Here is a 26,257-nt window from a genome sequence, read left to right as displayed (position 1 = left end):
CGCGCCGCCATGCGTCCGAGCGTCGACTGTTCTAGTCGGTCCAGAGGACGGAGGTGAACATCGCGCCCGCGTCCGTGAAGGAGGTGATCGAACCTTCTACGTTCGCCTCGATCGGACCCGTCGAAGTGATCTCACCCGTCTCACCGGTTGCCGGAATCGAATAGTCCGCGTGGAACATGACTTCGCCCGGCGTCGACGTCGTCACCGGCCAGCACCCGCCGGCGCTCACGTCCGCCGTCGTGGGTGTGCGGCAACCGAAATCCCAGGCGCCGAGTGCGAGCGTCGGCCGGGACTGCACCTGCCAGGTCTGGTTCGCCCACACCTCGCCAGGATCGGCACCGGAGGTCAGCCAGAAGGAGCATCCCGTCGGGTGGAACGACGGATCGGCCACGCATTTGTCGAACCAGGCGTTGGCGGCGGCCGTTGCGGCTTCCTCGCCCTTCGCGGTCAGCGTCGCGGGAAGCTGGAACCGGTCCGAGTGGCCGAAACCGGCGACGGCAACCGCAGCACTCGGAATGGTGAACCACGGCGACTGCGACGTGACGGCCACCGGATACTTCCCCGGGAACGCGTGGATGCGCAGCACCGCGCCCTTCCACCCCAGGGGAACTCCGGAAATGGTCGCGTCGATGCGGCCGGGCGCGCCGAGGGTGACCTCCACCGTCGTCAGTGCCACCGGCCGGAGTTTCCACGTGCCTACGCCCAGCAGGCTGGCCGGATCACGCCGTTTGGCCAGTTCGAACTTCGCCGTCGTCGAACCGCTCTTCTGTTCGATGCGCGCTTCGACCGTCGACACCGCTCCGACCGTGCGCGTGTCGAGGATGCGGAAACCGGTCATCCGATCCGTGGCGTGGCGGTAGGCCTTGTCGGTGAGCAGGACCTCTGTCGGCTTCGCTGCACGACCTTCCATCCGCAGCGCGGTCGCGATGTCTCCGCGCTCCACGTGCGACAGGTATGACGCCACGACTGCGGACGGCTGCGACGCTGCTCGGGCACTGAAGAACAGGACCACCACGGTGGCGCCCAGTCCGAGGCAGAGGGCGGTGACGAACGCCCCGATCACGATCCACAGCCGAGTGCGCGTCGTCATACCGATTCCCCCTGATCGAAGTCATGCGAGCCACAGCATATCGACGGTCAGGGGCACCCTCGTCACGCGCTTGCGGCGACGGCTCAGCCGTTCCCCTGCTGCAGGATGCGGATCGGGTTGCCGAACGGATCGCGGACGCCCATGTCGGTGCCGTAGAAGTGCTCGGTCGGCTCCTGGGTGAAGTCGGTGACGCCGCGCTCGCGCAGAGTGTCGTACAGGGCTCGCACGTCATCCGCAATGAACACGAGGCCCCCGCCGAGTGCGCCCTTGGTGATCAGCTCGCGGATCTGATCTCCCGTCGCCTCGTCGTGCACCGGCGGGCCGGGCTCCTCGAGGGAGATCTCGGTCTCGCCTCCGGGTACGCGGACCGTGAGCCAGCGGTAGGTGCCCTGCTGGACGTCGTTCCCTTTCTCCAGCCCGAGTTTGCCGACGTAGAAGTCCAGTGCCTCGTCCTTGTTCAGAACGAAGATGGACGCGACATTCAGTGCGGTGATCATCGTCTTCCCGGCTCCTTCGCCTTATGAGTCCCCATTGTCAGTCCCGATCCTAGAAAGCGGCGAGGGTCGACGACTTATCCGAACGTGCTCTCTTGCTCGAGTCAACGCGGCCCGGGGACGGGTCGCATGACGGTGAGCTGGACACAGTGCGGCGTCACCGCGGGCCCGTGCCGCTTCCGGTAGGCGCCGGGGGTCACCCCGACGATCGCCCGGAAGGTTCTGCTGAACGTCCCCGGACTGCTGAACCCGACGTCGAGGCAGATCTCGCTCACGGGACGTCCGGTCTCACGCAGCAGGAACATCGCCCGCTCGACCCTCCGTCGTTGCAGGTACTGGTGAGGCGACTCGCCGAACACGGCACGGAAGGAGCGGCTGAAATGCGCAGGCGAGATGTGGGCGACGGCCGCGACGGCGCGCACATCGAGCGGCTCGGCGTACGACCGGTCCATGGCGTCGCGGGCCCGCAGCAGGCGCCGGTTGCGCTCCTCGACTTCGCGGCTCACGTCCCCAGGTTAGGAGGTCGGACGCGTCAGGTGGCAGAGGTGGCGCCAGGCCGTCCGCGTCCAGCTACAACCTCATGGTTCGGTGTCAGAGCCGCCGGACCTCGTCGACGGCGTCCCGGACCAGCGTCGGGAGGTCGAGCGACGGGTCTGCGTACCACTGTGCGCCCGCGCGCTGGAATGCTGCGGCACCGACCTGGGCAGCGAGGCGAGCTGTCGGCTCAGTGATCCCCCGCGACATCAGGGCGTCAACGACCGCGTCGGCGAGGGCAGCAGTCTTGGCGTGCGCTCGCTCTTGAAGGGCAGGAGTGGCGTCGATGAGTTCCGCGCGCCGGATCGCGATCGGTCGCCCGGCGACGAACAGGGGCGCGGCGGCGAGATAGGCGCCGACCACGAGATCGAGGGGCGACGTCTCAGGCGCCGCGCCCGCGATGGCGCCGACCATCGTGTCCCGCAACTCGGAGTCACCGCCGAAGAGTACCTCCCGCTTGTCGGCGAAGTGTCGGAAGAACGTGCGCTCGGTTACGCCGGCGCGGGCGGCGATCTGCGCGGTGGTGGTCGAGTCGTAGCCCTGCTCGCCGTAGAGCTCGAGCGCAGCCTCCCGCAGGCGACGGCGTGCATCCTCGCCGCTTCTCGGCATGCGATCTCCTTCGTAGTGACAGTCACTGACTTAACCTGGTAGCGTCAGCGACTGTCACAACGATACCGAGGAGGAGCGCATGACCGCCATCCCATCCCGCACCGTCCGTTTCCGCGAATACGGCGAACCGTCCGATGTGCTCCATGAGGAGCGGACCGAGATCCCAGACCCCGGCGCCGGCCAGGTCCGTGTCCGAGTCGCCGCAGTCGGCCTCAATCCCGCCGACTGGGAGGTGTGCCGCGGCTTCCAGGCCGGCGCACTGCCGCGCGGGATCGGCTTCGACGTCGCCGGAACCGTCGACGCCGTCGGAACTGGGGTGGATGGCGTAGCCGTCGGCGATCGGGTTTTCGGCACGGCGGACGTCACCGGACAGGCCAGCGGCGGCCTTGCCGATGTGGCGATCCTGCGCGAGTGGTTCCCGCTGCCCGACGGTCTCGACGAAGCGCACGCCGCCACCCTCCCGATGGTCGTCAAGACCGCGGTGTGGACGCTCGACGCCATGGGGGTGGAGCGCGGCTCCACGCTTCTCGTCCACGGCGCCGGCGGCATGGTCGGCTTCGCGGCGGTGCAGGTGGCCCTGCGGCGCGGCGTTCGCGTCATCGCGACAGCTGGACCGAGCCTCGCGGATCGACTGGAGGAGTTCGGCGCCCTTGTCACTCCTTATGGAGAGGGAATGCCCGATCGGGTGCGCGCCCTAGCCGGTGGCGACGTGGACCTGGTGCTCGACACCCCGCGCCCCAGCCCGGGAACACTGGCCGAACTCATCGCGCTCGCAGGCGGTGTGCCGTCCCGTGTCGTCACCATCAGCAACCACGACGAAGCGCGACAGCTCGGCGCCCGGGTCAACCTCGACCTGCTCCTCGCCTCCGGCGCGTTTCCGGACGCCGGCGTCGTCGCGGAGTACGCCGAACTCGCAGCCAGAGGCGAGTTCCGGCTCCCCATCGCGGGCACGTTCCCTTTCAGCGACTGGCGCGAGGCCATGGAGGCGAGCGTTTCGGGCGCACCCCACGGCAAGCTCGTCGTGCTGCCGCCCCAGGAGGCGCCCACGTCCTGATCACGACGGCCGCTTTCGATCCCAGACATCACACCCAGATCGCACACCAACGTGTAATGCAGGCTTTGTCAGTTGTTGGGGCTGCCGTCGTTCCGAGCGCCGAGCCACATCGGCACGCGGCGCCGGATACCTAGAAGGAAGAGACCGATGGTGGACAACGCAGCGATGACGACTCCGAGCGCCGGAACCCAGGAGGCGAGTGCCTTGCCACCGATGGCGAGCCCGACGCCGGCGAGGAACCCCAGTGCGACGAGGCCTCCGAACCGGGCGAGGCTCTGGCCACCCAGGTAGGCTCCGCCGACGAGCGCTACTGCGGTAACGAGCGCGGCGACGCCGAGTCCGAGCGCGGGCATCGTGTCGTCGTGGATGAGGAGGCCGATGAGCGCGACGACAGCGCCGACCGCGTAGCCGCTGAGCATCGTGTAGGTCAGCACGCGGGTCCACCGGTTGATCGTGCGTGCGCTCAGCCGATAACCGCGCGGCGGACGTTTCGTGGGCGCTTTGGATGACCGCCCGGTGGAGGCCGGGTTGCCGCGCTTACGCGATTTGCGTTGAGCCATCGACGTCACTCTAGCGGCGAAGCCGAACGGGAAACGATGGTGGTTTCACTCGGTGCGCTGGTCCACAACGTCGGATCAGATCGGGGCCATGTCCGTGAATCGGGAGTACATGCCCTGGAAGGCCACGGTGACCGTTCGGGTGGGGCCGTTTCGGTGCTTGGCGACGATGAGGTCGGCCTCGCCGGCGCGGGGGTTGTCCTTCTCGTAGGCGGACTCGCGGTGAAGCAGGATGACGACGTCGGCGTCCTGCTCGATGGAGCCCGACTCGCGGAGGTCGCTCAGCGCGGGGAGCTTGTCCGCTCGCTGCTCGGGACCACGGTTCAGCTGTGACAGGGCGATGACCGGAACCTGCAGCTCTTTGGCGAGGAGCTTGAGCGCACGCGAGAACTCACTGACCTCCTGCTGGCGGCTCTCGACGCGCTTGCCGCTGGTCATGAGCTGCAGGTAGTCGATGATGACCATCTTGAGGCCGACGCGCTGCTTGAGCCGGCGGCACTTGGCGCGGATCTCGACGAGGGTCATGTTGGGGCTGTCGTCGATGTACAGCGGGGCGTCGTTGATGCGGCCGCGGGTGGATGCGATGGTCGTCCAGTCGCGGTTGTCGACGGTTCCCTTGCGCATGTTCTGCAGCGGGACGGTCGCCTCGGCGGAGAGGAGGCGCATCGCGATCTCGCTGCGCCCCATCTCGAGGGAGAAGAAGATGGTGGGCATGTCGTGCTTGATCGCCGCCGCGCGTGCGAAGTCGAGCGCGAGCGTCGACTTACCGAGTGCGGGTCGGGCGGCCACGATGACCATCTGGCCGGGATGGAGCCCGTTGGTCAGCTCGTCCAGCTCGGCGAAGCCGGTGGGGACGCCGGTCATCGATCCGTCCTTGTGCTTCGCCGCCTCGATCTCGTCGATCGCGACGGTGACAGCCTCGGTGAGCGGGACGTAGTCCTCGGTCTCCTGCGTTCCCGTCACCGAGTAGATCTCGGCTTGCGCGTTATTGACGAGGTCGAGAACCTCGCCCTCGGCCTTGTAACCCATCTGCGTGATGCGCGTGCCGGCCTCGACGAGCCGCCGGAGTAGCGCCTTCTCGCCGACGATGTTGGCGTAGTAGCCCGCGTTCGCCGCGGTCGGGACGAGGCTCGTCAGCGTGTGGAGGTACTCGGCGCCACCGGCGCGGGAGAGCTCGCCGATCTTGGTCAGCTCGTCGGTGACGGTGATGACGTCGGTCGGCTCGCCGTGCGAGTACAGCGACAGGATCGCGTCGTAGATGATCTCGTGCTTGGGGATGTAGAAGTCGGTGCCGCGGATGACCTCGACGACGTCGGCGACGGCGTCCTTGCTGAGCAGCATTCCACCGAGGGCGCTCTGCTCGGCGAGGAGGTCGTGCGGCGGAGTGCGCTCCGGCGAGCGGGCGTCGCCCGGGTCACGACCGTCGGCGAGACCGATATGGGCGATCGACACGTTCACTCCTCTACTGGTCCGTTGCCTCGGGGCACGACGAAGCCGTCGTGGGGTCGTTCGACGCTTTCGCGTGGACGAGTTCCCTCGGGTCGATTGTCGGGACGACCTCCGACATCGCCGCTCCTCGCGGCTGCCGTCCGTCGACGTCGATCAACCCTACGAACCCCTGTCCGCGGTGACAACTCAGCCTGTGGATAAAACTGGGGAGAATGTGGGCGAAACGCCGTAGAGCGTGTGTAGAAGGTGTGTGGAACCCTGTGGAGAAAAAAGAACTTTCGGAGCGGATATATCCGCTGAACAGCAGTTTTACTATCCCCAGGCTGTGTGTAAAAACTTCCTTGAACCCTGTGTTCAAGCTTGCTTCGGAACGATCACGCCCTGTGCACAGAACGGGGGAAAACAGCCTTAACGAAAGGTAGCGGCGGGCCTTCGCCCGCCGCTACACTTCTGCTTCGTCGCGCCTACTTGGCAGCGACCACCTGGAGGCTGATGACGGCCGAGAGGTCGTCGTGCAGACGCACGGTCGCCTCGTGGTCGCCGACGACCTTGATGGGGTTCGGAAGCTCGATCTTGCGCTTGTCCAGCTCGCCGATGCCGGCCGCCTTGACGGCGTCCGCGACATCGCCGGTCTTGACCGAACCGAAGAGACGGCCCTCGCGGCCCGCCTTGACGGTCAGCTTGACCTTGGTCGCCTCGAGCTTGGCCTTGAGGTCCTGAGCCTGCTCGACGGTGTGCAGCTCGCGAGCGGCGCGGGCCGCCTTGATCTGCTCGACCTGCTTCTCGCCACCACGCGACCACGCGATTGCGAAGCCCTGCGGGACGAGGTAGTTACGGGCGTAGCCGTTCTTGACGTCGACGACGTCACCGGCCGAGCCGAGGCCGGTGACCTCGTGCGTGAGAATAACCTTCGACATGTCGTTGCTCCTTAGCGGCCAGAGCCGGCGTAGGGGAGGAGCGCCATCTCGCGCGCGTTCTTGACCGCGCGGGCGATGAGTCGCTGCTCCTGGACGGAGACACCGGTGATGCGACGGGCGCGGATCTTTCCACGCTCCGAGATGAACTTACGCAGGGTGGCGACGTCCTTGTAATCGATGACGCCCACGCGAACGGACTTCGCGGGAGCGGCGTTCTTGCCGTCCTTGCCCTTGCGGATCGGCTTGCGGCGGTCGCCGCTCGACTTTCCAGCCATGGTTTCCTTTGCTTTCCGCCCGGCCCGGCCTCCGGCCGGCGGGCTGATGATGTGTGCCCCTCTGCGGAGGAGCGAGTCTCGTTAGAAGGGGGTCTCGTCGTTGTAGGAGCCCGGAGTGTTCCAGACATCCGCACCGGCGGAGGGATCCGCCGGAGCCGATGCGGCCCACGGCTCCTCGACAGCAGGCGAACCTCCGCCGAAGCCACCCGGGCCACGTCCGCCTCCGGACGACTGCGTGCGGGTGATCTGAGCGGTGGCGTAGCGCAGCGACGGGCCGATCTCATCGATCTCGAGCTCGATGCTGGTGCGCTTCTCGCCTTCCTTCGTCTCGTAGGAGCGCTGCTTGAGGCGGCCCTGCGCGATGACGCGCGACCCCTTGGTCAGCGAACCGGCGACGTGCTCTGCGAACTCGCGCCAGACGCTGGCGCGGAGGAACAGAGCCTCACCGTCCTTCCACTCGTTCGCCTGACGGTCGAACGTGCGGGGGGTGGACGCGATGGTGAAGTTGGCGACAGCCAGCCCGTTCTGCGTGTAGCGCAGCTCGGGATCGGCGGTGAGGTTCCCCACCACGGTGATGACGGTCTCGCCGGCCATGGGACTAGGCGCCGGCCTTCTCGGAGGTGGCAGCCTTGCGGGCGGCCTTCTCGTCGGCACGCTTCTGAGCGGCGGCGACCTGAGCGATCGCCTCCTCGGCGCGGAGGACCTTGGTGCGCATGACGGCCTCGCTGAGCTTCAGCTGGCGGTCGAGCTCCTTGGTCGTGTCGCCCTCAGCGGTGAGCTGGACGACGGCGTAGATGCCCTCGGACTTCTTGTTGATCTCGTAAGCCAGGCGACGACGTCCCCAGATGTCGACGTTGTCGATCGTTCCACCGTCGTTCCGGACGACGTTGAGGAACTTGTCAAGGCTCGGAGCCACGGTGCGCTCATCGATCTCGGGATCGAGGATGACCATCAACTCGTACTGATGCATGACTAACCCACCTCCTCTGGTCTCAGCGGCTGCAGACGTTCTGCAGCAGGAGGGTGTCATAGACGCGCCCAGGGCAGGACTCTGCCCGGGCAACTTCCCTAGAGTAACGGATGCGGGTGCGGGGCGCCAGCCGGCGGTGATCTCGGTCATGCCTCCACCCTCGCCGGGCCGGCTCGTCCGCGAGCCCGAAAACCCGCATCTGTGGAAAACCGAGCGATCGGGAGATCTGTGGACGGAATCCCTCAGTCTGCGCCGATCGCCGCGTTCGCCGCCGTCTGCGCCTTCTTCAGGGCGTCCGCCACCGGGATGCGCCCCAGGAACATCTCCTCGAACACGGGCCCGAACGCATCCTGCGCCTTCGCCCACCCAGCGCCCTGCGGTGCTTGCACGCTGCCGTTCTTCAGCACCTCGTAAAGCGGTGAGACGTCGACGTCCTTCCTCTTCCAATAGTCGAGGAACCCCTGCTGGGCCGCGACCACCGCGGGCGAGGCGGAACCGTCCTCGCCGATCGCCGCCGAACCCTCGGCGCTTCCGAGCCACAGCAGCACTTTGGCAACCGCCTCGGGGTGCTTCGAATGCGCATTGCCGGCGGCGATCACGCCGTTGGTCACGCTGATCGCGCCGGCAGGGCCGGCCGGAAGCGGAGCCACGCCCCAGCGGAACGACGCGCCCTGTTCGACGTTCGCCAGGTTGTACGAGCCGGTCTGGAACAGCGCGAGGCGGCCCTGCGTGAACTGGTCGCGGCTGAAGTCGCCGTTGGTGTTCGTGTCCGCCGCCGATGGTGCGACGTGGTACTTGTCGATCAGGTCGACGACGTACTGGAACGCCTGCCTGCCCTGCGGGGTGTCGAAGACGAAGCGGTCCCCCTTCTGCAGCGCGGCGCCGTTCGACCCGAGGTAGTTGATGTAAATCGCGTTCAAGTCGTTGGCCGCGTTGTAGCCGTACTGCACGATGTGCTGCGGGTCGAAGCCGGGGTCGGCCGCCGTGTGGCCCGCCGCATCCAGCGTCAGCTTCTGCAGCACGGGGAGGAGGGTGTCCGACGCGCGATCGGGCGACCAGTGGAGGCTGCCCAGCGACGCCGGGTCGACGCCCGCCTTCTTCAGCAGGTCGGCGTTGTAGAAGACTCCGATGCCCGGGTCCGCGAGCTGGGGAACGCCCCACAGCGATCCGTCGAGCGTGTACTGCTTCACGACGTTGGGCTGCCAGCGCTTCGAGGCTCCGGATCCCAGGGTCTTGCCGACGTCGACCAGGTCGCCGCCCGTCGCATAGTCCTCGAAGTTGCCGGCGTTCACCCAGAAGACGTCGTCGGCGTCGCCGGCGGCGACATCGGTGCGCAGCTTCGTGAAGTAGTCCGCCCACGGCACGAGCACCGTCTTCACGTCGATGTCGGGGTTCTTCTTCTCGAACTCGGCGAACGAGGTTCGATAGGCCTTCTGCACCTGCTCGTCCCACAGCCGCACCGTGACCGTCTGCTTCGCCGGCTGCGCAGATCCCGCGACAGCTGTCGTGATGCCGACCGCGGCGACCAGCACGACGAGACCCGCCACCGATGCCGCGATGACAGTCGAGCGCTTGGCCATGTCAGATCCTCCTCTACCGGAAGCCGGTGATCGTGATGGACCGCACGAAGCGCTTCTGGAAGATCAGGAAGAGCACGACGAGCGGCACGATCGCCAGCGTCGTCGCTGCCATGACAACTGTCCAGTTGCCGTTGTACTGGGATTGGAGGCTAGCAGTGGCGACGGTGGCCACCCGCCACGTGTTACCGCTTGTGATGACGAGCGGCCACAGGAAGTTGTTCCACTGGCTCACCGCCGTGATCAGCACGAGCGTCGCGATGATCGGCCGGGAGAGCGGGACGACGATCTCCACGAGGATGTCCAGGGTGGATGCGCCGTCGAGCCGGGCGGCGTCGATGAGCTCCTGCGGGATCCCGCGGAAGTACTCGCGGAGTAGGAAAACCGCGTACGGGCTCCCGAAGGAGAAGGGGAGCACGAGGCCCCAGAACGTATCGCGCAGTCCCAGCTGCGCCATCATCAGGTACAGCGGGATGACGAGAACGATCGCCGGCACCATGAGCGTCGCGAGGTATACCCAGAACAGCGCATCCCGTCCGGGGAAGTCGACGCGGGCGAACGCGTAGGCGGCCATGATCGAGAAGACCAGCTGGAACACCAGGATGAACACGGTGACGAGCGCCGTGACGAGGAGCGCCCGGCTGAAACCGGCCGGGCCGGTGAACAGCGAGACGAGGTTGTCGAGCGTCCACGGATCGGGCGGCGTCAACGCGGGCGTGCGAGCGAACTGGGCCGGCGTCTTGAAGGCCGTCATCGCGCTGAGCAGGAAGGGCGCGAGCGTCACCGCCGCGCCGACCAGCAGCAGGAGGTAGACGCCGACCGTCCGGAGGACCCGCCTACCCGAGGTCATAGGTCGTCCTCCTGCGGAAGTACAGCTGCTGCCCGACGGTGATCGCCACCAGCAGCACGAGCAGCACCACGGCCATGACGGATGCCCGCCCGAGGTCGAACGACTGGAAGGCCTCCGTGTAGATGCGGTTCGCGACCACATCCGTCCGGTGCTCCGGCCCGCCGCCGGTGAGCGCATAGATCTGGTCGAAGAGCTGGAAGGTGGCGATCACGCTCGTGACCAGCACGAAGAACATCGTCGGCCGGAGCAGGGGCAGCTTGATCCGCCAGAACAGGGCGACCGGACCGGCGCCGTCGATGCGTGCGGCCTCCACGATGTGGTTCGGGATGTTCAACAGCCCGGCGAGGAAGAAGAGAGTGACGTAGCCGACGTTCGTCCAGATGACCACAGCCGCCGCGGCGGGCAGCGCGAGCACGGGGTCCGTCAGCCACTCGACACGCACACCGAGCAGCGCGTTGAGCGCACCGCCCGTCGGGGCGAAGATCCACTTCCACACGACCCCCAGCGCCAGGGGCGCGCAGATCCAGGGGAGGGCGTAGATCGTGCGCAGCACGGCCGAGCCGGGGAGTCCACGCGTCAGCAGCGATGCGCCGAACAGCCCGAGCGCGGTCTGGACCGGGATGACGATCACCACGAACACCGCCGTCACCAATAAGGCATTGCCGAAGACGGGATCGGTCAGAACCGAGGCGTAGTTGGCCAGCCCGGCGAACCGCAGCGGGTGGATGAGATCCCAGCTCTGGAAGCTGAGCCACACCACCACGAGCACCGGCAGCACGAGGAAGCACGCGACGCCGAACAGACTCGGCGCGAGCAGTGCGTAGCCGATGACGGCATCCCGTCGGCGCAGCGCGCGGGAGCGGGAACGCTGGGTCAGCGGTTCTCCCACCACGTGAGGAGACGCCGCGTGGCCTCCTCCTCGCCCAGGGGTCCCTCGTCGAGTCGCAGTTCGAGGAGGAACCTCATCGCCTGACCCACCTCCCTGCCCGGGCGGATGCCGAGGATGCTCATCACCTGCTCTCCGTTCAGATCCGGGCGCACCGCATCCATCTCCTCCTGCTCCCGGAGTTCGCGGATGCGCGTTTCGAGGTCATCGTAGGCGAAGCCCAGACGGTCGGCCTTCCGCCGGTTACGGGTCGTGACGTCGGCCCGCGTGAGCATGTGCAGGCGTTCGAGCTCGGGTCCGGCGTCGCGGACGTAGCGCCGCACGGCCGAGTCGGTCCAGTGCGCGTCGGCGTAGCCGAAGAACCGCAGGTGCAACTCGATCAGCCGGGCGACGGAGTCGATGGTCGACTTGTCGAACCGCAGGGCGGTGAGCCGCTTCTTGGCGAGCTTCGCGCCGACGACGTCGTGGTGATAGAAGCTGACCGCCCCGCCGGGCTCGAAGCGGCGGGTCGCCGGCTTGCCGATGTCGTGGAGGATCGCGGCCAGACGCAGCACCAGATCGGGTGCCTCGCCGGGATGCCGCTCCTTCTCGTATCCGATCGCCTGGTCGAGCACGGTGAGGCTGTGCTGGTAGACGTCCTTGTGGTGGTGGTGCTCGTCGGCCTCCAGCCGGAGCGCGGGGATCTCGGGGATCACCTCATCGGCCAAGCCGGTCTCCACGAGCAGTTCGAGCCCCCGCCGCGGCTCGTCCGCCATCAGCAGCTTGCTCAGCTCGTCGCGGACGCGCTCGGCGCTGACGATCTCGATCCGCTCGGCCATGGACGACATGGCCTCCCGCGTGGCCTCGTCGACCGTGAATCCCAGCTGTGCAGTGAAGCGCGCGGCCCGCATCATCCGCAGCGGGTCGTCGCCGAAGGAGATCTGGGGGCTGCTCGGTGTGGTGATCACCCCGGCGATGAGGTCCTCGACACCGCCCGAGGGGTCCACCAGGCGCACTTCCGGCAGCCGGAGGGCGAGCGCGTTGACCGTGAAGTCCCGGCGCAGCAGGTCGCCTTCGAGGGTGTCGCCGAACTCCACCTCCGGCTTGCGAGTGGTGCCGTCGTAGCTGTCGCTGCGGTAGGTGGTGATCTCGACGGTGTCATCGCCGAGCCGAGCGCCGATCGTGCCGTACTTGCGGCCGACATCCCAGATCGCATCGGCGATGGGCCCGACGACCCGAACGATGTCGTCGGGGCGGGCGTCCGTGGTGAAGTCGAGATCGTGCACCGGCCGGCCGATCAGGGCGTCGCGCACGGGGCCGCCGACGAGCGCGAGCTCGTGCCCGGCGGACTGGAAGGCGTCGGCGAGACGGGCGACCGACGGCGTGCGTGCGAGGTCGCCGAGGCGTTCGAGGGATTCGGCGACGCTCTGCATGGTGCCCCAGTTTAACGGCCCTCCTCGCCGGCCTCTCAGCAGGCGGCCTCTACAATCGACCACATGGAGGCCGAGTCGGGATCGCGCGTCGACGCATGACGGCAACCTCCCCCACCCTCCGGAGGGGTGCGTCGCTCCGCGCCCGTCTGCGTGTGACGGCGGCAGCCGTCGCCGTCGGGGCGCTCGCCGTTCTCGCGGGCGTCGCGTATCCCTCAGGTGCGGCGGAAGCGGTCACGCCGGCTCCGAAGGCCGCGGCCGGGACGGAGCTGACCGCATCCATCACCGCTGATGACGCGGGAGTTTTGACGCCGGGCAAAGACCTCGGGGTCTCGGTCACCGTCTCGAACCCGACCGACACCGCTTTCCAGTCGGGCACCGTCTCGCTCTGGGTCGATCCGGCGGCGCAGAACGACCGGAAGGCGCTGGCCTCGTGGCTCGCATCCACCGACTCCGTGTCCGGCGCCGTCGACCTCGGCAAGGCGCAGCTGAACACGCTCGAACCGGGCTCGAGCACGGTGGTGCGCGTAACCGCGCCCGCGGCCTCGCTCCCGTTCGCCGGTCGCACGTCGTCGGCCGTCTTCGGAATCGGCGCCTCGGTGCATGCCGGATCCTCGGACGCGACCGCGCGCGGCTCCGCCGTCTGGTACCCGGGCGGCACCGCAAAGCAGGCCAGCGTCAACGTCGCTCTGCCGATCGTCACGCCGTCCGGCACGAACGGGATCATCGCGGCAGACGACCTCGCGACCTACACGGCGCCCAACGGCATCCTCACCCGCGAACTCGACGGCCTCGCCGGGCACACCACCGTCACGGTCGGCATCGACCCGATGATCATCGCCTCGATCCGAGCCCTCGGCAACGCGGCCCCGGCGAGCGCGCTCGACTGGCTGGAGCGGCTGGCCGACCTGCCCAACGAAACCTTCTCACTGGGTTACGGGGATGCGGACCTCGCCGGCCAACTCCAGGCGGGCCTCCCGACGCCGCTGCAACCGACCTCGCTCTCGTACGCGATCGACCCGAAGAACTTCACGCCGGCGCCCACACCCGTGGGGGAGCCGGCCACGGCAACGCCGACCCCCGCACCGAAGACTTCGACGTCGACGCCCAGCCCCACGCCGACCACCAGCCCCGGGCCTGTGCTGCCGACGATGGATGAGCTGCTCGCCTGGGACTACACCCTCACCGGCATCGGCTGGCCGGGCGACAAGACGGTCCGTCGAGCCGACCTCGCACCGCTCGCGGCCGCCGGCCTGAAGACCACCATCGTCTCCGGCAGCAACACCAACGCGAACGACCTGAGCACGACCCCGAACGCGACCCTGAGCTCAGGAGACAGCCGCATCCTGGCCTCCGACCAGCCGCTGAGCGACGCGCTGCGGCAGGCGATCTCCGCGCCCAGCGACGTCGCGTGGAACTCGGCCATGTCGAAGGTGAACGCTCAGCTGGAGCTCGTCGCGCAGGAGTCCGGTGACGCGCGCCGGCTCCTCGTGGCACTCGACCGCTCCTGGCCGTCGAGCGGAACGCAGTTCGAGCGAACGCTCAACGCGCTGTTCTCCTCGCCGTGGTCGGCTCCCGCCTCCTTCCCGGCGATCGCCGGCGCACCCCAGACCGCCGGTTTCGATCTCGTCGACACCCCGGAGAGCGCCGATCGCATCACCGGCATCCGCGCGCTCATCCAGGACGAGGTCGCGCTGGGCCAGTTCGCCACGGTGCTCGACGACCCCACGACGCTGACCGGCCGTACCCGTTCGGATCTGCTCGCACTGCTCGCGGTCTCGTGGCTGAACCCGCGGACGGACTGGAATACCGCCGTCGCGAAGGAGCGGGCAACGACGGACAAGACGCTTCATTCCATCCGCATCCTGCCGACGGAGAACGTCAACCTCGTGAGCGCCCAGGGGTCCATTCCCTTCACGGTGAGCAACGGCCTCACCGACGAAGCCGTGACGATCGTGCTGACCGCCGCTCCCTCGAACGGCCGGCTCGAGGTCGACCAGTCGACCACCAAGCGCATCGTCAAGGACTCACGCGCGACCGTCCTCATCCCCGTCAAGGCGAAGGTCGGGAACGGCCAGGTCGTGCTGTCGCTGCATCTGTACAGCCCGACCGGCGTGCCCATCGGCGATCCGACCTCGGTGACGGTGGATGTGCACGCCGACTGGGAGGGCATCGGCGCGCTGATCTTCGGCATCCTGCTGGTGCTGCTGTTCGGATTCGGGATCGTGCGGAACATCCTGCGGCGGCGGTCGAAGCGGGCTGAGGATGCCGCCGAGGCGGCCGAGGCCGAAGACGCCGAAGCCGATGCTGTAACCCCGTCAGAGGGTTCCGACTCTGCGGCAGCATCCCCTCCGGAGGAGCGGCCCGGTGGCTAGCGTCGGCCGCGCGAGCGCGCTCCTCGCCTCCGGCACCCTGGTGTCGCGTCTTCTCGGGTTCGCGAAGGCGTGGCTCCTGGTGCAGGCGATCGGCGCGATCAGCTTCGCCGCGAACGCCTACGGCACCGCGACGATCGTCCCCAACAGCGTCTACGCGATCATCGCGCAGGGAATCCTCAACGCCGTCCTCGTCCCGCAGATCGTCCGCGCCTCCGTCAACGCGGACGGCGGCCGCGCGTACATCAACAAGCTCGTCACGCTCGGGATGGTCGTCTTCGCCGCGGTCGCGGTGGTCGCCACATTCCTCGCACCGGTCCTGGTCTCCCTCTTCGGCATCCCCGCCGCCCAGAGGGACCTCGCCACCGCGTTCGCCTACTGGTCGCTGCCGCAGATCTTCTTCCTCGGCCTCTACACGCTGCTCGGCGAGGTGCTCAACGCCCGCAAGTCCTTCGGGCCGTTCACCTGGGCGCCGGTCGTCAACAACGTGATCGCCATCGTCCTGCTCGCGGCCTTCATCCTCGCCTTCGGCACCGCCGCCTCCGGCAAGCACGACAGCGGCTGGTCGTTCTGGATGATCGCCCTGCTGGCCGGCGGTGCCACCCTGGGCGTGGCGGTGCAGGCGCTCATCCTGTTCGTCTTCTGGCGGCGGGTCGGGCTGCGCTTCCGTTTCGACTTCGGCTGGCGCGGGGTGAACCTCGGGACGGCAGGCAAGGCCGCGGGCTGGACGTTCGCCATGCTCATCGCCACCCAGATCGCCGGGCTGGTCGAGACGAACGTCTCCAACTCGGCGGGGGAGGCCAACGCCGGTCCCTTCGTCATGCAGAACGCGTGGCTGATCTTCATGCTCCCGCACGGCATCATCGCCGTCTCCATCGTGACCGCCTTCTACACGCGCATGGCCGAGCACGCGCACCGGGGCGCCACAGCCGACTTCCGTCAGGACTTCTCGTCGGCGGCGCGGTCGATCATGTTCCTCATCGTCTTCTCGTCAGCGGCCCTCATCGTCACGGCCTACCCGATCGCTCGCGTGTTCACCGGCGACTACCAGGCGATGGGGCTCGTCCTCATCGCGTACCTGGTCGGTCTCGTGCCCTTCTCCCTCGTCTTCATGGCGCAGCGGGCCTTCTACTCGCTGGGGGACACGCGCACGCCGTTCTTCTTCACCCTGGCCCAGGTCGCCGTCATCCTCGCCGGCGTGCTGCTCTGCTTCCTGGTGCCCGCCCCGAACCGGGCTGCCGCCGTCGCCCTGGTCGTCTCGATCGCCAGCTTCGTGCAGGCGATCCTGGCCTTCGCCCTGCTGCGCCGGCGGACCGGGGGAGTGGATGGGGCGCGCATCCTGAGCTCGCTCTGGCGCTTCCTCGTCGCCGCCCTCGCCGCCATGGCCGCCGGCGCGGGCTTCCTCATCATCCTCGGCGGTGTCGAGAAGGGGGCGTTCCCGGTGAGTGGCCCGATCGCGGCCGTCGTCGCCACGGCGATCGTCGGCGTGGTCATGCTCGTCGTCTACGTCGGCTTCCTGGGGATGCTGCGATCGCCCGACCTGGAGGCCGGTCTTGCGCCCCTTCTGGGCCGCGCCGGAAGGCGTTCACGCACGCCCAGGTGACACGGAATAGCATCCGCCTAGGATGTGTTCTACAGGTCGACGCCTCCAGACGAAGGTGTCGCGATCAGGTCAAGGAGTTCCGCCGTGCGGCAGATCATCATCATCGGTTCCGGCCCTGCCGGTTACACCGCGGCCATTTACGCGGCCCGCGCCAATCTGAAGCCGCTGCTGATCGCCTCCTCGGTCGAGGCCGGCGGTGAGCTGATGAACACTACGGAGGTCGAGAACTTCCCGGGGTTCCCGGAGGCCGTCATGGGCCCGGACCTCATGTTCAAGATGCAGGCGCAGGCCGAGAAGTTCGGCACCGAGATCGTCCTCGACGACGTCGTCTCCGTCGACCTGACCGGTGAGGTCAAGCGCGTCACGCTCGGATCGGGCGCCGTGCACGAGGCTCTCGCCGTGATCTTCGCGACGGGGTCCGCGTACCGCAAGCTGGGCCTGGAGGACGAAGAGCGCCTCTCCGGCCACGGCGTCTCCTGGTGCGCCACTTGTGACGGGTTCTTCTTCCGCCAGCGCACGATCGCTGTCGTCGGCGGCGGAGACTCGGCGATGGAGGAGGCCACCTTCCTCACCCGATTCGCCGACAAGGTGTACGTCATCCACCGTCGCGACTCGCTGCGCGCCTCCAAGATCATGCAGGACCGCGCGTTCGCCAACGACAAGATCGAGTTCATCTGGAACTCCGAGGTCGTGGCGATCGGCGGCGACGAGCAGGTGCAGAACATCACCCTCCGCAACCTGGTCACGGGCGAGGAGAGCGAGCTGCAGCTGCACGGTCTGTTCATCGCGATCGGCAACGACCCGCGCGTCCACCTGGTCCACGGTCAGCTCGACCTGACCCCCGAGGGTACGATCGCGGTCGACGGCCGGAGCTCGAAGACCAACCTGCCCGGCGTGTTCGCCGCGGGTGACGTCATCGACCCGACCTACCGCCAGGCGGTCACCGCCGCAGCGTCCGGTACGGTCGCCGCGCTCGACGCGGAGCACTACCTGACGACGCTTCCCCAGAACTTGCTCGACAGCGCAGCGGATGGCGCGTCGGGTGACCTCGAACTCACGACCACCGCATAAGGAGATACAAGAAAATGTCAGCAGCACGTTCGGTTACGGACTCCAGCTTCGAGCAGGACGTCCTCAACAGCGAGAAGACCATCCTGGTGGACTTCTGGGCTGAGTGGTGCGGTCCGTGTCGCGCCGTCGGCCCGATCCTCGACCAGATCGCCTCCGAGCACGCCGACAAGATCGAGATCGTCAAGCTCAACGTCGACGAGAACCCGCAGACCGCTGCAAAGTACCAGATCACCTCCATCCCCGCGATGAAGGTCTACCAGGGTGGCGAGGTCGTCAAGACCGTCATCGGCGCCAAGCCGAAGCCCGCCCTCGAGGCCGACCTGGCCGCCTACCTGGCGTAGCGCGACCCGTCCTCTTCAGACCCGTCCGGCGCTCACCCGCCGGGCGGGTCTTTTTCGTACCCGGCGACGCACGATTTTCTCCGCAGTGCGTCGCCCCCATAGCATGGCTCAACGGCAGAGAAACGGAACTCACACGTGATCGAACAGGGCACTCCGCAGCAGCGGGGCAACAATCTGGACCCGTGGTATCACCACTACGCGCAGCGTACGAGCGGCCTCGCCGCCAGTGAGGTCCGAGCCCTGTTCGCCGTCGCCAGCCGCCCCGAGGTGGTCTCGCTGGCCGGCGGCATGCCGTTCGTCTCCGCCCTCCCGCAAGACCTGGTGGTCGGCGCGATGGATCGCGTCATGCGCGAGCAGGGAGCGGTCGCCCTCCAGTACGGCTCCGGTCAGGGCGTCCCGGCCCTGCGCGAGCAGATCCTCGACGTCATGGCGCTCGAGGGCATCAGCGGCAGCGCCGACGACGTCGTCGTCACCACCGGTTCGCAGCATGCCCTGGAGCTGTTCAGCAAGCTCTTCATCGATCCGGGCGACGTCGTGCTCGCCGAGGGGCCCAGCTATGTGACCGCGATGGTCATCTTCAAGTCGTACCAGGCCGAGGTGGACCACGTCCCGATGGATGCGCACGGCCTCATCCCCGAGGCGCTGCGCGAGCACATCGCGCGGCTGAAGACGGCCGGACGACGCGTGAAGTTCCTGTACACCGTTCCGACCTTCCACAACCCCGCCGGCGTCACCCTGACCTGGGAGCGGCGACTGGAGATCCTCGCGATCGCGCGAGAGAACGACATCCTCGTGCTGGAGGACAACCCATACGGGTTGCTCTACTTCGAGGAGAAGCCGCCCGCGGCGATGCGCTCGGTCGAGAAGGACGGCGTCGTCTACCTGGGGACGTTCTCCAAGACGCTGGCTCCCGGGTTCCGGGTGGGCTGGGCCCTGGCGCCGCACGCCATCCGCGAGAAGCTCATCCTCGCCAATGAAGCGGCTGTGCTGAGCCCGAGCTCGTTCAGTCAGCTGGTGATCTCGGAGTACCTGCAGGACGCGGACTGGAAGGCGCAGATCGACACCTTCCGCGGCGTCTACCGGGAGCGCAAGGAGGCGATGATCTCCGCTCTCAACGAGCACCTGCCCGAGCTGAGCTGGACCGATCCCAACGGTGGGTTCTACGTCTGGCTCACCCTGCCGCCGCACCTCGACTCGAAGGCCATGCTCCCTCGCGCCGTGACCGAGCTCGTGGCCTATACCCCGGGCACGGCCTTCTATGCCGATGGATCTGGTGCTCACAACATCCGGCTGTCGTTCTGCTACCCGACTCCGGAGAACATCAGGGTCGGTGTGCGGCGGCTCGCGAACGTGATCGGCGGGGAGCAGGACCTGCTCGACACCTTCGCCGGCACCGGCCCGCTCGAAGCCTCTCAGCGCCGCAGCCGCACGAGCGCCAACCCTCCGACCGATCTGCGCTAGAGAAAGACCTGATCATGGCAGAAAAATCAGCACTGAATGTCGTCGTCCTCGCCGGGGGGATCTCGCATGAGCGCGACGTCTCCCTGCGCACGGGGCGCCGCGTGGCGGACGGGCTGAACGCGCTGGGCCACACGGTGACCTTCCGCGACCCCGATGCCTCGCTGCTCGCCTTCCTGGAGGAGTCCGCGCCCGACGTCGTCTGGCCGGCGCTGCACGGCGCCAGTGGAGAGGATGGGGCACTGCGCGGCCTGCTGGAGATCACCGGCGTGCCCTTCGTGGGGTCGCGGGCCGACGCCTCCCGTCTTGCCTGGTCGAAGCCGACAGCGAAGACGATCGTCGCCCGTGCAGGAGTCGCGACACCGGAGTCGGTCACCCTTCCGCAGGAGACCTTCCGTGAACTCGGGGCGGGCAGTGTGCTCACGACCGTGCTTTCGGGACTGGACCTCCCGGTCGTCGTGAAACCCGCCCAGGGCGGGTCCGCGCAGGGCGTCACCATCGTGACGTCGGCCGAGGAGTTGCCGCGCGCCATGGTCGACGCGTACACGTATTCGGACGTCGCGCTGATCGAGCGCAAGGTCGAGGGCGTGGAGGTCTCGGTCGCGGTGGTGGATACCGGCGATGGTCCGGAGGCTCTGCCCGCGGTGGAGATCGAACCCGTCGACGGTGTGTACACCTTCGACGCGCGGTACAACGCGGGGGAGACCCGGTTCTACGTGCCCGCACGGCTGGACGAGAAGGTCCTGGAGGCGGTGGCCGAAGCGGCGCGTACCGCGCACAACGCGCTGGGCCTGCGGCATCTCTCGCGAATCGACCTGATCGTCGATGGCGCCGGCACGCCCTGGTTCCTCGAGGCGAACGTGTTGCCGGGACTGACGGAGACGTCCATCATGCCCCAGGCCATCAGCGCCTCCGGGCGCGAGCCGGCCGAGGTGTACGCGGCGCTGGCTGCCGCGGCGATCGCCGACGCCTCTCAGCTGTAGCTGGGTTGCCCGATCTCGTCGAGGATCCGGTTGAGGTCTTGGATGGTGGCGAAGTCGACGACGATCTGACCCTTGCGTGCGCCCAGGGAGATCTTCACCCGAGTGTTCAGCCGATCTCCCAGCTGACCAGCAATTTCATCCAAGTGGCCGCGGTGGCGGCCCGCCGTCGCCTTGGTGCGCGGAGGCTTCGGGGTCTTGCTGGCGGCGGCCTCGGCCGCCCGCACGGAGAGGTCTTCGTTGACGATCTTGTCGGCGAGGCGGATCATCGCCTCCTGGTCGTCACCGAGTGACAGGATTGCGCGGGCGTGCCCTGCGCTGAGCACGCCGGCGGCGACGCGCGCCTGCACCGACGCGGGCAGCTTGAGAAGCCGGATGGTGTTGGTGATCTGCGGACGAGAGCGTCCGATCCGGGTCGCCAGCTCTTCCTGGGTGATGCCGAAGTCGGCCAGGAGCTGTTGGTAGGCGGATGCCTCCTCGAGGGGGTTCAGCTGGCTGCGGTGGAGGTTCTCCAGCAGCGCGTCGCGCAGCATGTCCTCGTCGGCGGTGTCCTTGACCACCGCGGGGATGGAGTCCAGCCCGAGCTCCTTGGTCGCCCGCAGGCGACGCTCGCCCATGATCAGTTCGTAGCGGCCCGGCTCGTCGGGGAGCGGACGCACAACGACGGGCTGGAGAACCCCGACCTCGCGGATGCTCGCGATCAGCTCGTCGAGGGCGTCACGGTCGAACTCGGTGCGCGGCTGCACGCGGTTCGGGACGATGTCGGCGGGGGAGATGCTGGCGAGGCGAGCGCCGGGAACCGCGACCAGGTCGTCCTCGCGCTCCGCGACCGCGACCGATGAGCGGGCGGCGGCGCCTCCCGCGCTGTTATCAGGGAAGAAGACGTCGACGGGACGGGCGGACTGATCGCTGGTGGGGATGAGTGCGCCGATTCCTCGGCCCAATCCGGTGCGCTTCGCTGCCATTAGCGGGGTACTCCTCTTCGTGCGATCTCGGCGGCCGCCTCCATGTAGGAGAGGGAACCGCTGGAGTTGGTGTCGTAGCTGATGACGCTCTGGCCGTAGCTGGGTGCTTCGGAGATGCGGACGGAGCGGGGGATGATCGTGTCGAGCACCTCGTTGGGGAAGTGCTCACGAACATCCGCAGCGACCTGGTGAGCGAGGTTCGTGCGGGAGTCGTACATCGTCAGCAGGATCGTGGACACCTGCAGCCGGGGATTCAGATGGCGCTCGATCAGCTGGATGTTCTTCAGCAGCTGACTCAGGCCCTCCAGCGCGTAGTACTCGCACTGGATGGGGATAAGCACTTCGCTGGCAGCAACGAACGCGTTGATCGTGAGGAGCCCGAGTGACGGCGGGCAGTCGATGAGCACGTAGTCGATGTCGTACTCGTCGAGGAAGCGGTTGAGGGCGCGTGACAGCCGCTGCTCCCGCGCCACCATCGAGACGAGTTCGATTTCGGCGCCGGCGAGGTCGATGGTCGCAGGGACAACGAAGAGCCCATCGAACTCTGGGCTCTTCTGGATCACCTCTTCGAGTTCTCGGTCGTTGACCACAACGTCATAGACGCTGGGTGTTCCTTCACGGTGCTCGACACTGAGAGCCGTCGATGCATTGCCCTGCGGGTCGAGGTCGATCACCAGCACCCGTGCGCCCGATTTGGCGAGCGCCGCGCTCAGGTTGACCACTGTGGTGGTCTTGCCGACGCCACCCTTCTGATTCGAGATGGTGAAGATGCGCGTCTGAGAGGGAAGCGGCAACGTTGTGGATGCGATCACCTGCCGACGGCGGGCCAGGTCCTGAATCTCCTCCGCCAGGGGAGTACCCACGTCAAAGCTGTCGTCGGTCGTGTCGGCATCCGTCACGCTGTCGATCTCACCTACTCCGCCGTGCTCGTCCTGATCGTGCTCGTCCTGATGGGGTTGTTTCACGTGAAACTCGCGTCGCTCCATAATGCGTGGCACCGGCTTCCGGCTGGTCGTCGGCGCACCAGCAGCGCACCCGTGAACCACTCTAACTCGGATGTCCGACGCTTTCCGCGCGGCGCGCAACCTGTGGAGAAGTGTCGTTCCGATCGCGCGCATGGGTAGTGCGGCGTGGTCCGTTTCACGTGAAACGTTGGCCTGTGTCGGCGCTGTCTGCAGCGCGGGGGACGGCCTGTGTCGCTCGGAGTCTCGTCTGATGATGTCCGCCGGGGCGAGACTTGGTGCTGCGCGCGTTTCACGTGAGACCATGATGACGCGGCGACCACCCCACCCAACACCTCGAGGCCTGAATTCACCTACGGAGCCAGCATGGTCGACTGGCCTGAGTGTCTCGAGTCCTGCGGTACTAACGAGTACCCCGCCGGGCCGCTGGGGAATGGGCAGGATCGCGGCGGTCTGGCTGGCGGAGTGCTTGGGCCCCGACCGCCCGGTATCGATCGGGAACCTATTCGTAACTTCACGGGATCCGCGTCACCAATCGCAGATCGCGTCCATACCCGAACGGCCGCTCTTGAGTCGGCGGGGAGCATGTGTGTCTGTCTTGGAGTCCTCCCGCGTCCTGCGCTGGCCCGCTGCTGCGCGCACGCGGCCGGAATCGAAACCGGAGGGCTTGTCCGGGCCAATTCTCGACGAGGAACGGTGGCGAACTGAGGGCTTGCTTTCACGGCGAGCTGAGCGCCGCGCGTCGAATGGTCTGCCAAGCTCCCTCAGCCCTTGCACGTCCGGTCAGACTCCGCCGATCGCATGGCGATGTGTCGGGAATCCGCATCGTTTCACGTGAAACGACATCACGCCTGCCCAGCTTGCCGTGGCTACAGGGCGCGGAGTCCCGCCCCAATCCTCTCGAGCACCCACGGGGCCGTGCCGGTTGCGGACTTCCGCCCCCCCCCCGCAAGGCCGCCGCGAAAGCCCGCGGCGAAAGCGCCACGCAACCCCGACACAAGCCTGCTGCAAAAATCCCTCGACACCCCGCCACGAAACCCCGCCGCAGATGCCTCGCGAAAGCCCCGCCACGCACCCCCTACGCAACCTCGGCACGAAACCCCGCCGCGAAAGCCCCGCGAAACCCCGCCACCCAGGCCTCACGCAACCCCGTCACCCACGCCTTACGCAAACCCGCCACGAAAGCCCGCCACGAAAGCCCGCCACGGAAGCCCGCCACCCACGCCTCAGGAAACCCCGCCACCCACGCCCTACACAACCCCGCGACGAAGGCCGACCGCGGAAGCCCAGCACCCAGCCCTGGTATCAAGGTCCGGCACTGAATCCGGCACAAAGGTCGCTACAGACCGCGCTTCCACTGGAGGTCGCCACTGTCGGCCCGTAAACGGCTGGCGAGAGTCCCGAATACGTCCTCTTCCCGCGATCACAGCCGGCCGTTTCACGTGAAACCTGCGCCGCATCCTGCATGGCGTGCGGCCGACGGTGCACAATGACTCCAAGTGCCGGGCCCAGCGCCGCTAAGACGCAGCCCGTCCTTTACCGTCTGTCCGTCCGTTTCCGTACGTCGAGACATCGGTCACCATGAGCTCGGGAGCTAGTAAACTCCCGCCAATCGCTCACTGGACTCCGGTGGCGCTGAAATCGCGCTCACCTGTCATCTCGCCTTCCGTCACCCCCGAGTAGCACCCGCAGCGGCGCCTCCGGGGCACTGGCGAGTTAGCTCAGGTCGTGGGTAGGCCCAAGAGCTGCAAACCAGGGGAGTCTTTCCATTCGAAGGACTCAGGTCTTCGACGCCCGGTCGGGGGAGGACGAAGCTGAGACGCACCCCCTTACGGCGGTGATCCGCACTTTCCGCCCGCGGAGTCGACACCAGATACAGCCAGAGTCCTGACTCCTCGGCTCCTCGTCCCTGGTCGAAACATGCGGCGGTTCCGCCTTTGGGCGCGCTGGCCGGACCGGACTCGCAGCGCTATAACCGACCGAGCGACTGCCGTCCAACACAGCGAACGTGAAAGTGACCGGCGGACCATCACGCCCCGTCGGCGTTTCACGTGAAACACCGACGCGTCCGAATATGGGCTCGCTGAGGCGGCGAGTGTCCAAGGATCCACGGGCGCCGAACAGCGCAGCGCGCCCTCCACCCGGTCGCCGCACATGCGTTCGGGCCGGTTGCCCCGGCCTCTCGCCTGAACATGCGCCGACGACCATGAGGAACGAGTAGAGCCTGGACTGGGGCACGTACGTTGCGGCAGCCCGCACACGAAGGCACTCGAGGTGCACACGCCGTCCAATCTGGTCGTCTTTCGGGTCCCGTCAGCGGTCGGCGCGGCTCCCCGAGACGAGAGCACGGCCCAGGCCGTCGACGTTGGCATCACTCGAGCGCTGTCACGCTCAAGAGAGAACAGGCCGGCCGCCGGTCAGTCAGCTCCGAGGGGGAGAGTCGACGATGTCGAGAACACGCTCTGTCCGTGTCGTGACCGCGAAACATGCCCAGCAGACTCGAAATCGCGACCGGAGCCATCGTCGAACATCGCCTCAGAATGGCTCTGACACAACTGAAGCACGTGCTCCGGTTGTCAGAGAGGGATCCTAAGCCCGATCGCAGCGCCGCCGGGCGGCCGAGATCAGCGCACGCGAGCGCGAATGACGCGTGTGACTTCTGTCAAGACACCCTCACCGAGGGTCAGAACCTCGATATCGGTCACCTTGTACTTCCGAATCTCCTTGGTCGCGGCTTCGACCTCGGCCGGGGCCGCCGCGCCCTTCATGAGGACAAGCTCACCGCCATCCCGGAGGAGGGGCGCGGTCAACGGAAGGAGCTTGCGGAAGGCGCTGACGGCACGAGCCGTCACCTGGTCGAGCGGATCATCGATCCTCGCGTCCTCGGCGCGCGCCCGGAGGACCGCCACATTGTTGAGACCCAGCTCCGCGACCTGCTCATTCAGCCAGGCGACTCGACGCTCCATCGGCTCGATCAAGACGAAAGACACGTCAGGCCGGGCAATGGCGAGCACCAGCCCCGGCAGTCCGGCCCCGCTTCCGACATCCCCAACTCGCCCCGGCCGAAGCAGGGGAGCGACGATCGCGCAGTTCAGGATGTGACGCGACCACAGGCGGGGGAGTTCCAAGGGTCCGATGAGACCGCGTTCCTCACCCTGTTGCGCGAGGTTGTGCGTGAACTCGCGGGCGAGGTCGATGCGGTCGCCGAAGAGGACGGCCGCCGCCTCGGGTTCGTGCTCGACGTCGGTCACAGTTTCACGTGAAACTAGCTGGCCGTGATGACCGTGTAGCGGTCGCGGCCTTCGCCACGCGAGGTCGACACATAGCCGCGCTCCGATACCACGTCGTGCACGAGCTTGCGCTCGTAAGACGACATGGGAGGAAGGGCAGCCTCCGCTGCCCCCTCATCGAGCCGCTCGATCGCACGGTCGACGAGACGCGCCAGCTCAGCCTGGCGTGCATCGCGAGAGCCGGCGATGTCCAGGATCAAGCGGGAGTACCCGCCGGTCTGGTTCTGCACGGCCAGGCGCGTCAGCTCCTGAAGCGCGGCAACGGTGTCGGCATTGGCCAGGAGCGAGAGGTTGGACGACTCGTCGTCGGTGTTGACCGAGATGTACGCACGACCGTTGCGCGTGTCGATGTCGATGTCGCCGTCGATGTCGGCGATGTCGAGCAGCTCCTCGATGTAGTCGGCCGCGATGTCACCCTCCCGGTCAAGGTCGGCAGCGGTCGGCTCGTCCGTCTCGACAGAGACGGAAGCGTCGTCCGCCACCACCTCGGTGAGGTCGGCGGGATCGGGGGAGGAGGTCTGCACGTCGGTCATCGGTTGAAGAT

At 67.4% G+C, this 26,257-nt stretch carries 25 protein-coding genes; 7 read left to right on the top strand and 18 right to left on the bottom strand.

Going from position 1 to position 26,257, the window contains the following annotated elements; translation table 11 throughout:
* Nucleotides 1–31 precede the first annotated feature (31 nt).
* The 4 genes from BLR91_RS18140 to BLR91_RS18125 all read right to left on the bottom strand — a co-directional run bounded on the left by BLR91_RS18140 (nucleotide 32) and on the right by BLR91_RS18125 (nucleotide 2,727).
* Entirely contained in the window at nucleotides 32–1,090 is a 1,059-nt protein-coding gene (locus BLR91_RS18140) for a hypothetical protein (RefSeq protein WP_089879361.1), read from the bottom strand.
* A gap of 83 nt (nucleotides 1,091–1,173) precedes the next feature.
* Nucleotides 1,174–1,587: a VOC family protein gene (locus BLR91_RS18135; RefSeq protein ID WP_018189005.1), complete on the bottom strand. Its 414-nt coding sequence runs from the start codon at nucleotides 1,585–1,587 to the stop codon at nucleotides 1,174–1,176.
* Between the two features lie 101 nt (nucleotides 1,588–1,688).
* The gene (locus BLR91_RS18130; protein ID WP_089879364.1) at nucleotides 1,689–2,090 is read right to left on the bottom strand and encodes a helix-turn-helix domain-containing protein; all 402 of its coding nucleotides are present in this window, start codon (nucleotides 2,088–2,090) and stop codon (nucleotides 1,689–1,691) included.
* Between the two features lie 85 nt (nucleotides 2,091–2,175).
* On the bottom strand, nucleotides 2,176–2,727 hold the full coding sequence (locus tag BLR91_RS18125) for a TetR/AcrR family transcriptional regulator (RefSeq protein ID WP_089879367.1): 552 nt from the start codon (nucleotides 2,725–2,727) through the stop codon (nucleotides 2,176–2,178).
* 79 nt (nucleotides 2,728–2,806) lie between these two features.
* On the opposite strand from BLR91_RS18125, the gene BLR91_RS18120 reads away from it, so the two are divergent.
* A complete protein-coding gene (locus BLR91_RS18120; protein ID WP_089879369.1) occupies nucleotides 2,807–3,781 on the top strand; it encodes an NADP-dependent oxidoreductase in 975 nt (324 codons plus the stop codon).
* Between the two features lie 68 nt (nucleotides 3,782–3,849).
* Here BLR91_RS18120 and BLR91_RS18115 read toward each other — a convergent pair whose 3' ends face one another.
* The 10 genes from BLR91_RS18115 to BLR91_RS18070 all read right to left on the bottom strand — a co-directional run bounded on the left by BLR91_RS18115 (nucleotide 3,850) and on the right by BLR91_RS18070 (nucleotide 12,674).
* On the bottom strand, nucleotides 3,850–4,341 hold the full coding sequence (locus BLR91_RS18115; protein ID WP_157694612.1) for a hypothetical protein: 492 nt from the start codon (nucleotides 4,339–4,341) through the stop codon (nucleotides 3,850–3,852).
* Between the two features lie 75 nt (nucleotides 4,342–4,416).
* Nucleotides 4,417–5,790 carry a replicative DNA helicase gene (gene dnaB / locus BLR91_RS18110; protein WP_018189010.1) on the bottom strand — a complete coding sequence of 458 codons (1,374 nt, stop codon included), beginning with the start codon at nucleotides 5,788–5,790 and terminating at the stop codon, nucleotides 4,417–4,419.
* Between the two features lie 461 nt (nucleotides 5,791–6,251).
* The gene (rplI, locus tag BLR91_RS18105; RefSeq protein WP_018189011.1) at nucleotides 6,252–6,704 is read right to left on the bottom strand and encodes a 50S ribosomal protein L9; all 453 of its coding nucleotides are present in this window, start codon (nucleotides 6,702–6,704) and stop codon (nucleotides 6,252–6,254) included.
* A gap of 11 nt (nucleotides 6,705–6,715) precedes the next feature.
* Entirely contained in the window at nucleotides 6,716–6,979 is a 264-nt protein-coding gene (gene rpsR / locus BLR91_RS18100; protein ID WP_018189012.1) for a 30S ribosomal protein S18, read from the bottom strand.
* A gap of 81 nt (nucleotides 6,980–7,060) precedes the next feature.
* On the bottom strand, nucleotides 7,061–7,573 hold the full coding sequence (locus BLR91_RS18095; RefSeq protein ID WP_018189013.1) for a single-stranded DNA-binding protein: 513 nt from the start codon (nucleotides 7,571–7,573) through the stop codon (nucleotides 7,061–7,063).
* A 4-nt stretch (nucleotides 7,574–7,577) separates the two neighbouring features.
* Nucleotides 7,578–7,949, bottom strand: a complete 372-nt coding sequence (gene rpsF / locus BLR91_RS18090) for a 30S ribosomal protein S6 (RefSeq protein WP_018189014.1) — start codon at nucleotides 7,947–7,949, stop codon at nucleotides 7,578–7,580.
* Nucleotides 7,950–8,191: 242 nt separating this feature from the next.
* On the bottom strand, nucleotides 8,192–9,529 hold the full coding sequence (locus tag BLR91_RS18085) for an ABC transporter substrate-binding protein (RefSeq protein ID WP_089879375.1): 1,338 nt from the start codon (nucleotides 9,527–9,529) through the stop codon (nucleotides 8,192–8,194).
* 13 nt (nucleotides 9,530–9,542) lie between these two features.
* Nucleotides 9,543–10,376, bottom strand: coding sequence for a carbohydrate ABC transporter permease (locus BLR91_RS18080; RefSeq protein WP_089879378.1), 834 nt, complete (start codon nucleotides 10,374–10,376; stop codon nucleotides 9,543–9,545).
* Nucleotides 10,363–11,265: a carbohydrate ABC transporter permease gene (locus tag BLR91_RS18075; protein ID WP_089881708.1), complete on the bottom strand. Its 903-nt coding sequence runs from the start codon at nucleotides 11,263–11,265 to the stop codon at nucleotides 10,363–10,365. Before BLR91_RS18075 ends, BLR91_RS18080 begins: the two co-directional genes overlap by 14 nt.
* Nucleotides 11,250–12,674 carry a CCA tRNA nucleotidyltransferase gene (locus tag BLR91_RS18070; protein WP_089879382.1) on the bottom strand — a complete coding sequence of 475 codons (1,425 nt, stop codon included), beginning with the start codon at nucleotides 12,672–12,674 and terminating at the stop codon, nucleotides 11,250–11,252. Before BLR91_RS18070 ends, BLR91_RS18075 begins: the two co-directional genes overlap by 16 nt.
* Before the next feature lie 95 nt (nucleotides 12,675–12,769).
* Here BLR91_RS18070 and BLR91_RS18065 point away from each other — a divergent pair, with 95 nt between their 5' ends.
* From BLR91_RS18065 to BLR91_RS18040, 6 genes are all read left to right on the top strand, one after another.
* Nucleotides 12,770–15,046, top strand: a complete 2,277-nt coding sequence (locus BLR91_RS18065; RefSeq protein WP_231918984.1) for a DUF6049 family protein — start codon at nucleotides 12,770–12,772, stop codon at nucleotides 15,044–15,046.
* On the top strand, nucleotides 15,039–16,646 hold the full coding sequence (murJ, locus tag BLR91_RS18060) for a murein biosynthesis integral membrane protein MurJ (RefSeq protein WP_018189020.1): 1,608 nt from the start codon (nucleotides 15,039–15,041) through the stop codon (nucleotides 16,644–16,646). Before BLR91_RS18065 ends, murJ begins: the two co-directional genes overlap by 8 nt.
* 84 nt (nucleotides 16,647–16,730) lie before the next feature.
* Nucleotides 16,731–17,717: a thioredoxin-disulfide reductase gene (trxB, locus tag BLR91_RS18055; RefSeq protein WP_018189021.1), complete on the top strand. Its 987-nt coding sequence runs from the start codon at nucleotides 16,731–16,733 to the stop codon at nucleotides 17,715–17,717.
* 14 nt (nucleotides 17,718–17,731) lie between these two features.
* Nucleotides 17,732–18,058 carry a thioredoxin gene (gene trxA, locus BLR91_RS18050; RefSeq protein WP_020076187.1) on the top strand — a complete coding sequence of 109 codons (327 nt, stop codon included), beginning with the start codon at nucleotides 17,732–17,734 and terminating at the stop codon, nucleotides 18,056–18,058.
* Nucleotides 18,059–18,193: 135 nt separating this feature from the next.
* Nucleotides 18,194–19,519: an aminotransferase-like domain-containing protein gene (locus BLR91_RS18045; protein WP_089879388.1), complete on the top strand. Its 1,326-nt coding sequence runs from the start codon at nucleotides 18,194–18,196 to the stop codon at nucleotides 19,517–19,519.
* 14 nt (nucleotides 19,520–19,533) lie between these two features.
* On the top strand, nucleotides 19,534–20,499 hold the full coding sequence (locus tag BLR91_RS18040; protein WP_089879391.1) for a D-alanine--D-alanine ligase family protein: 966 nt from the start codon (nucleotides 19,534–19,536) through the stop codon (nucleotides 20,497–20,499).
* Here BLR91_RS18040 and BLR91_RS18035 read toward each other — a convergent pair.
* The 4 genes from BLR91_RS18035 to BLR91_RS18020 form a co-directional block, all read right to left on the bottom strand.
* Nucleotides 20,490–21,461, bottom strand: a complete 972-nt coding sequence (locus BLR91_RS18035; RefSeq protein ID WP_089879395.1) for a ParB/RepB/Spo0J family partition protein — start codon at nucleotides 21,459–21,461, stop codon at nucleotides 20,490–20,492. The two genes, BLR91_RS18040 and BLR91_RS18035, sit on opposite strands and share 10 nt — an antisense overlap.
* Complete coding sequence (locus BLR91_RS18030) at nucleotides 21,461–22,447, bottom strand: ParA family protein (protein ID WP_089879398.1); 987 nt, start codon at nucleotides 22,445–22,447, stop codon at nucleotides 21,461–21,463. Before BLR91_RS18030 ends, BLR91_RS18035 begins: the two co-directional genes overlap by 1 nt.
* Nucleotides 22,448–25,047: 2,600 nt before the next feature.
* Entirely contained in the window at nucleotides 25,048–25,674 is a 627-nt protein-coding gene (rsmG, locus tag BLR91_RS18025; RefSeq protein ID WP_089879402.1) for a 16S rRNA (guanine(527)-N(7))-methyltransferase RsmG, read from the bottom strand.
* Between the two features lie 14 nt (nucleotides 25,675–25,688).
* The gene (locus BLR91_RS18020; protein ID WP_089879405.1) at nucleotides 25,689–26,246 is read right to left on the bottom strand and encodes a Jag family protein; all 558 of its coding nucleotides are present in this window, start codon (nucleotides 26,244–26,246) and stop codon (nucleotides 25,689–25,691) included.
* Nucleotides 26,247–26,257: the final 11 nt, after the last annotated feature.

Source organism: Leifsonia sp. 466MF (genome assembly GCF_900100265.1).
In the GTDB taxonomy this organism is placed as follows: domain Bacteria; phylum Actinomycetota; class Actinomycetes; order Actinomycetales; family Microbacteriaceae; genus Leifsonia.
Note: the sequence above shows the minus strand (reverse complement) of the source record. Positions and strands in the feature narration are given on the sequence as shown.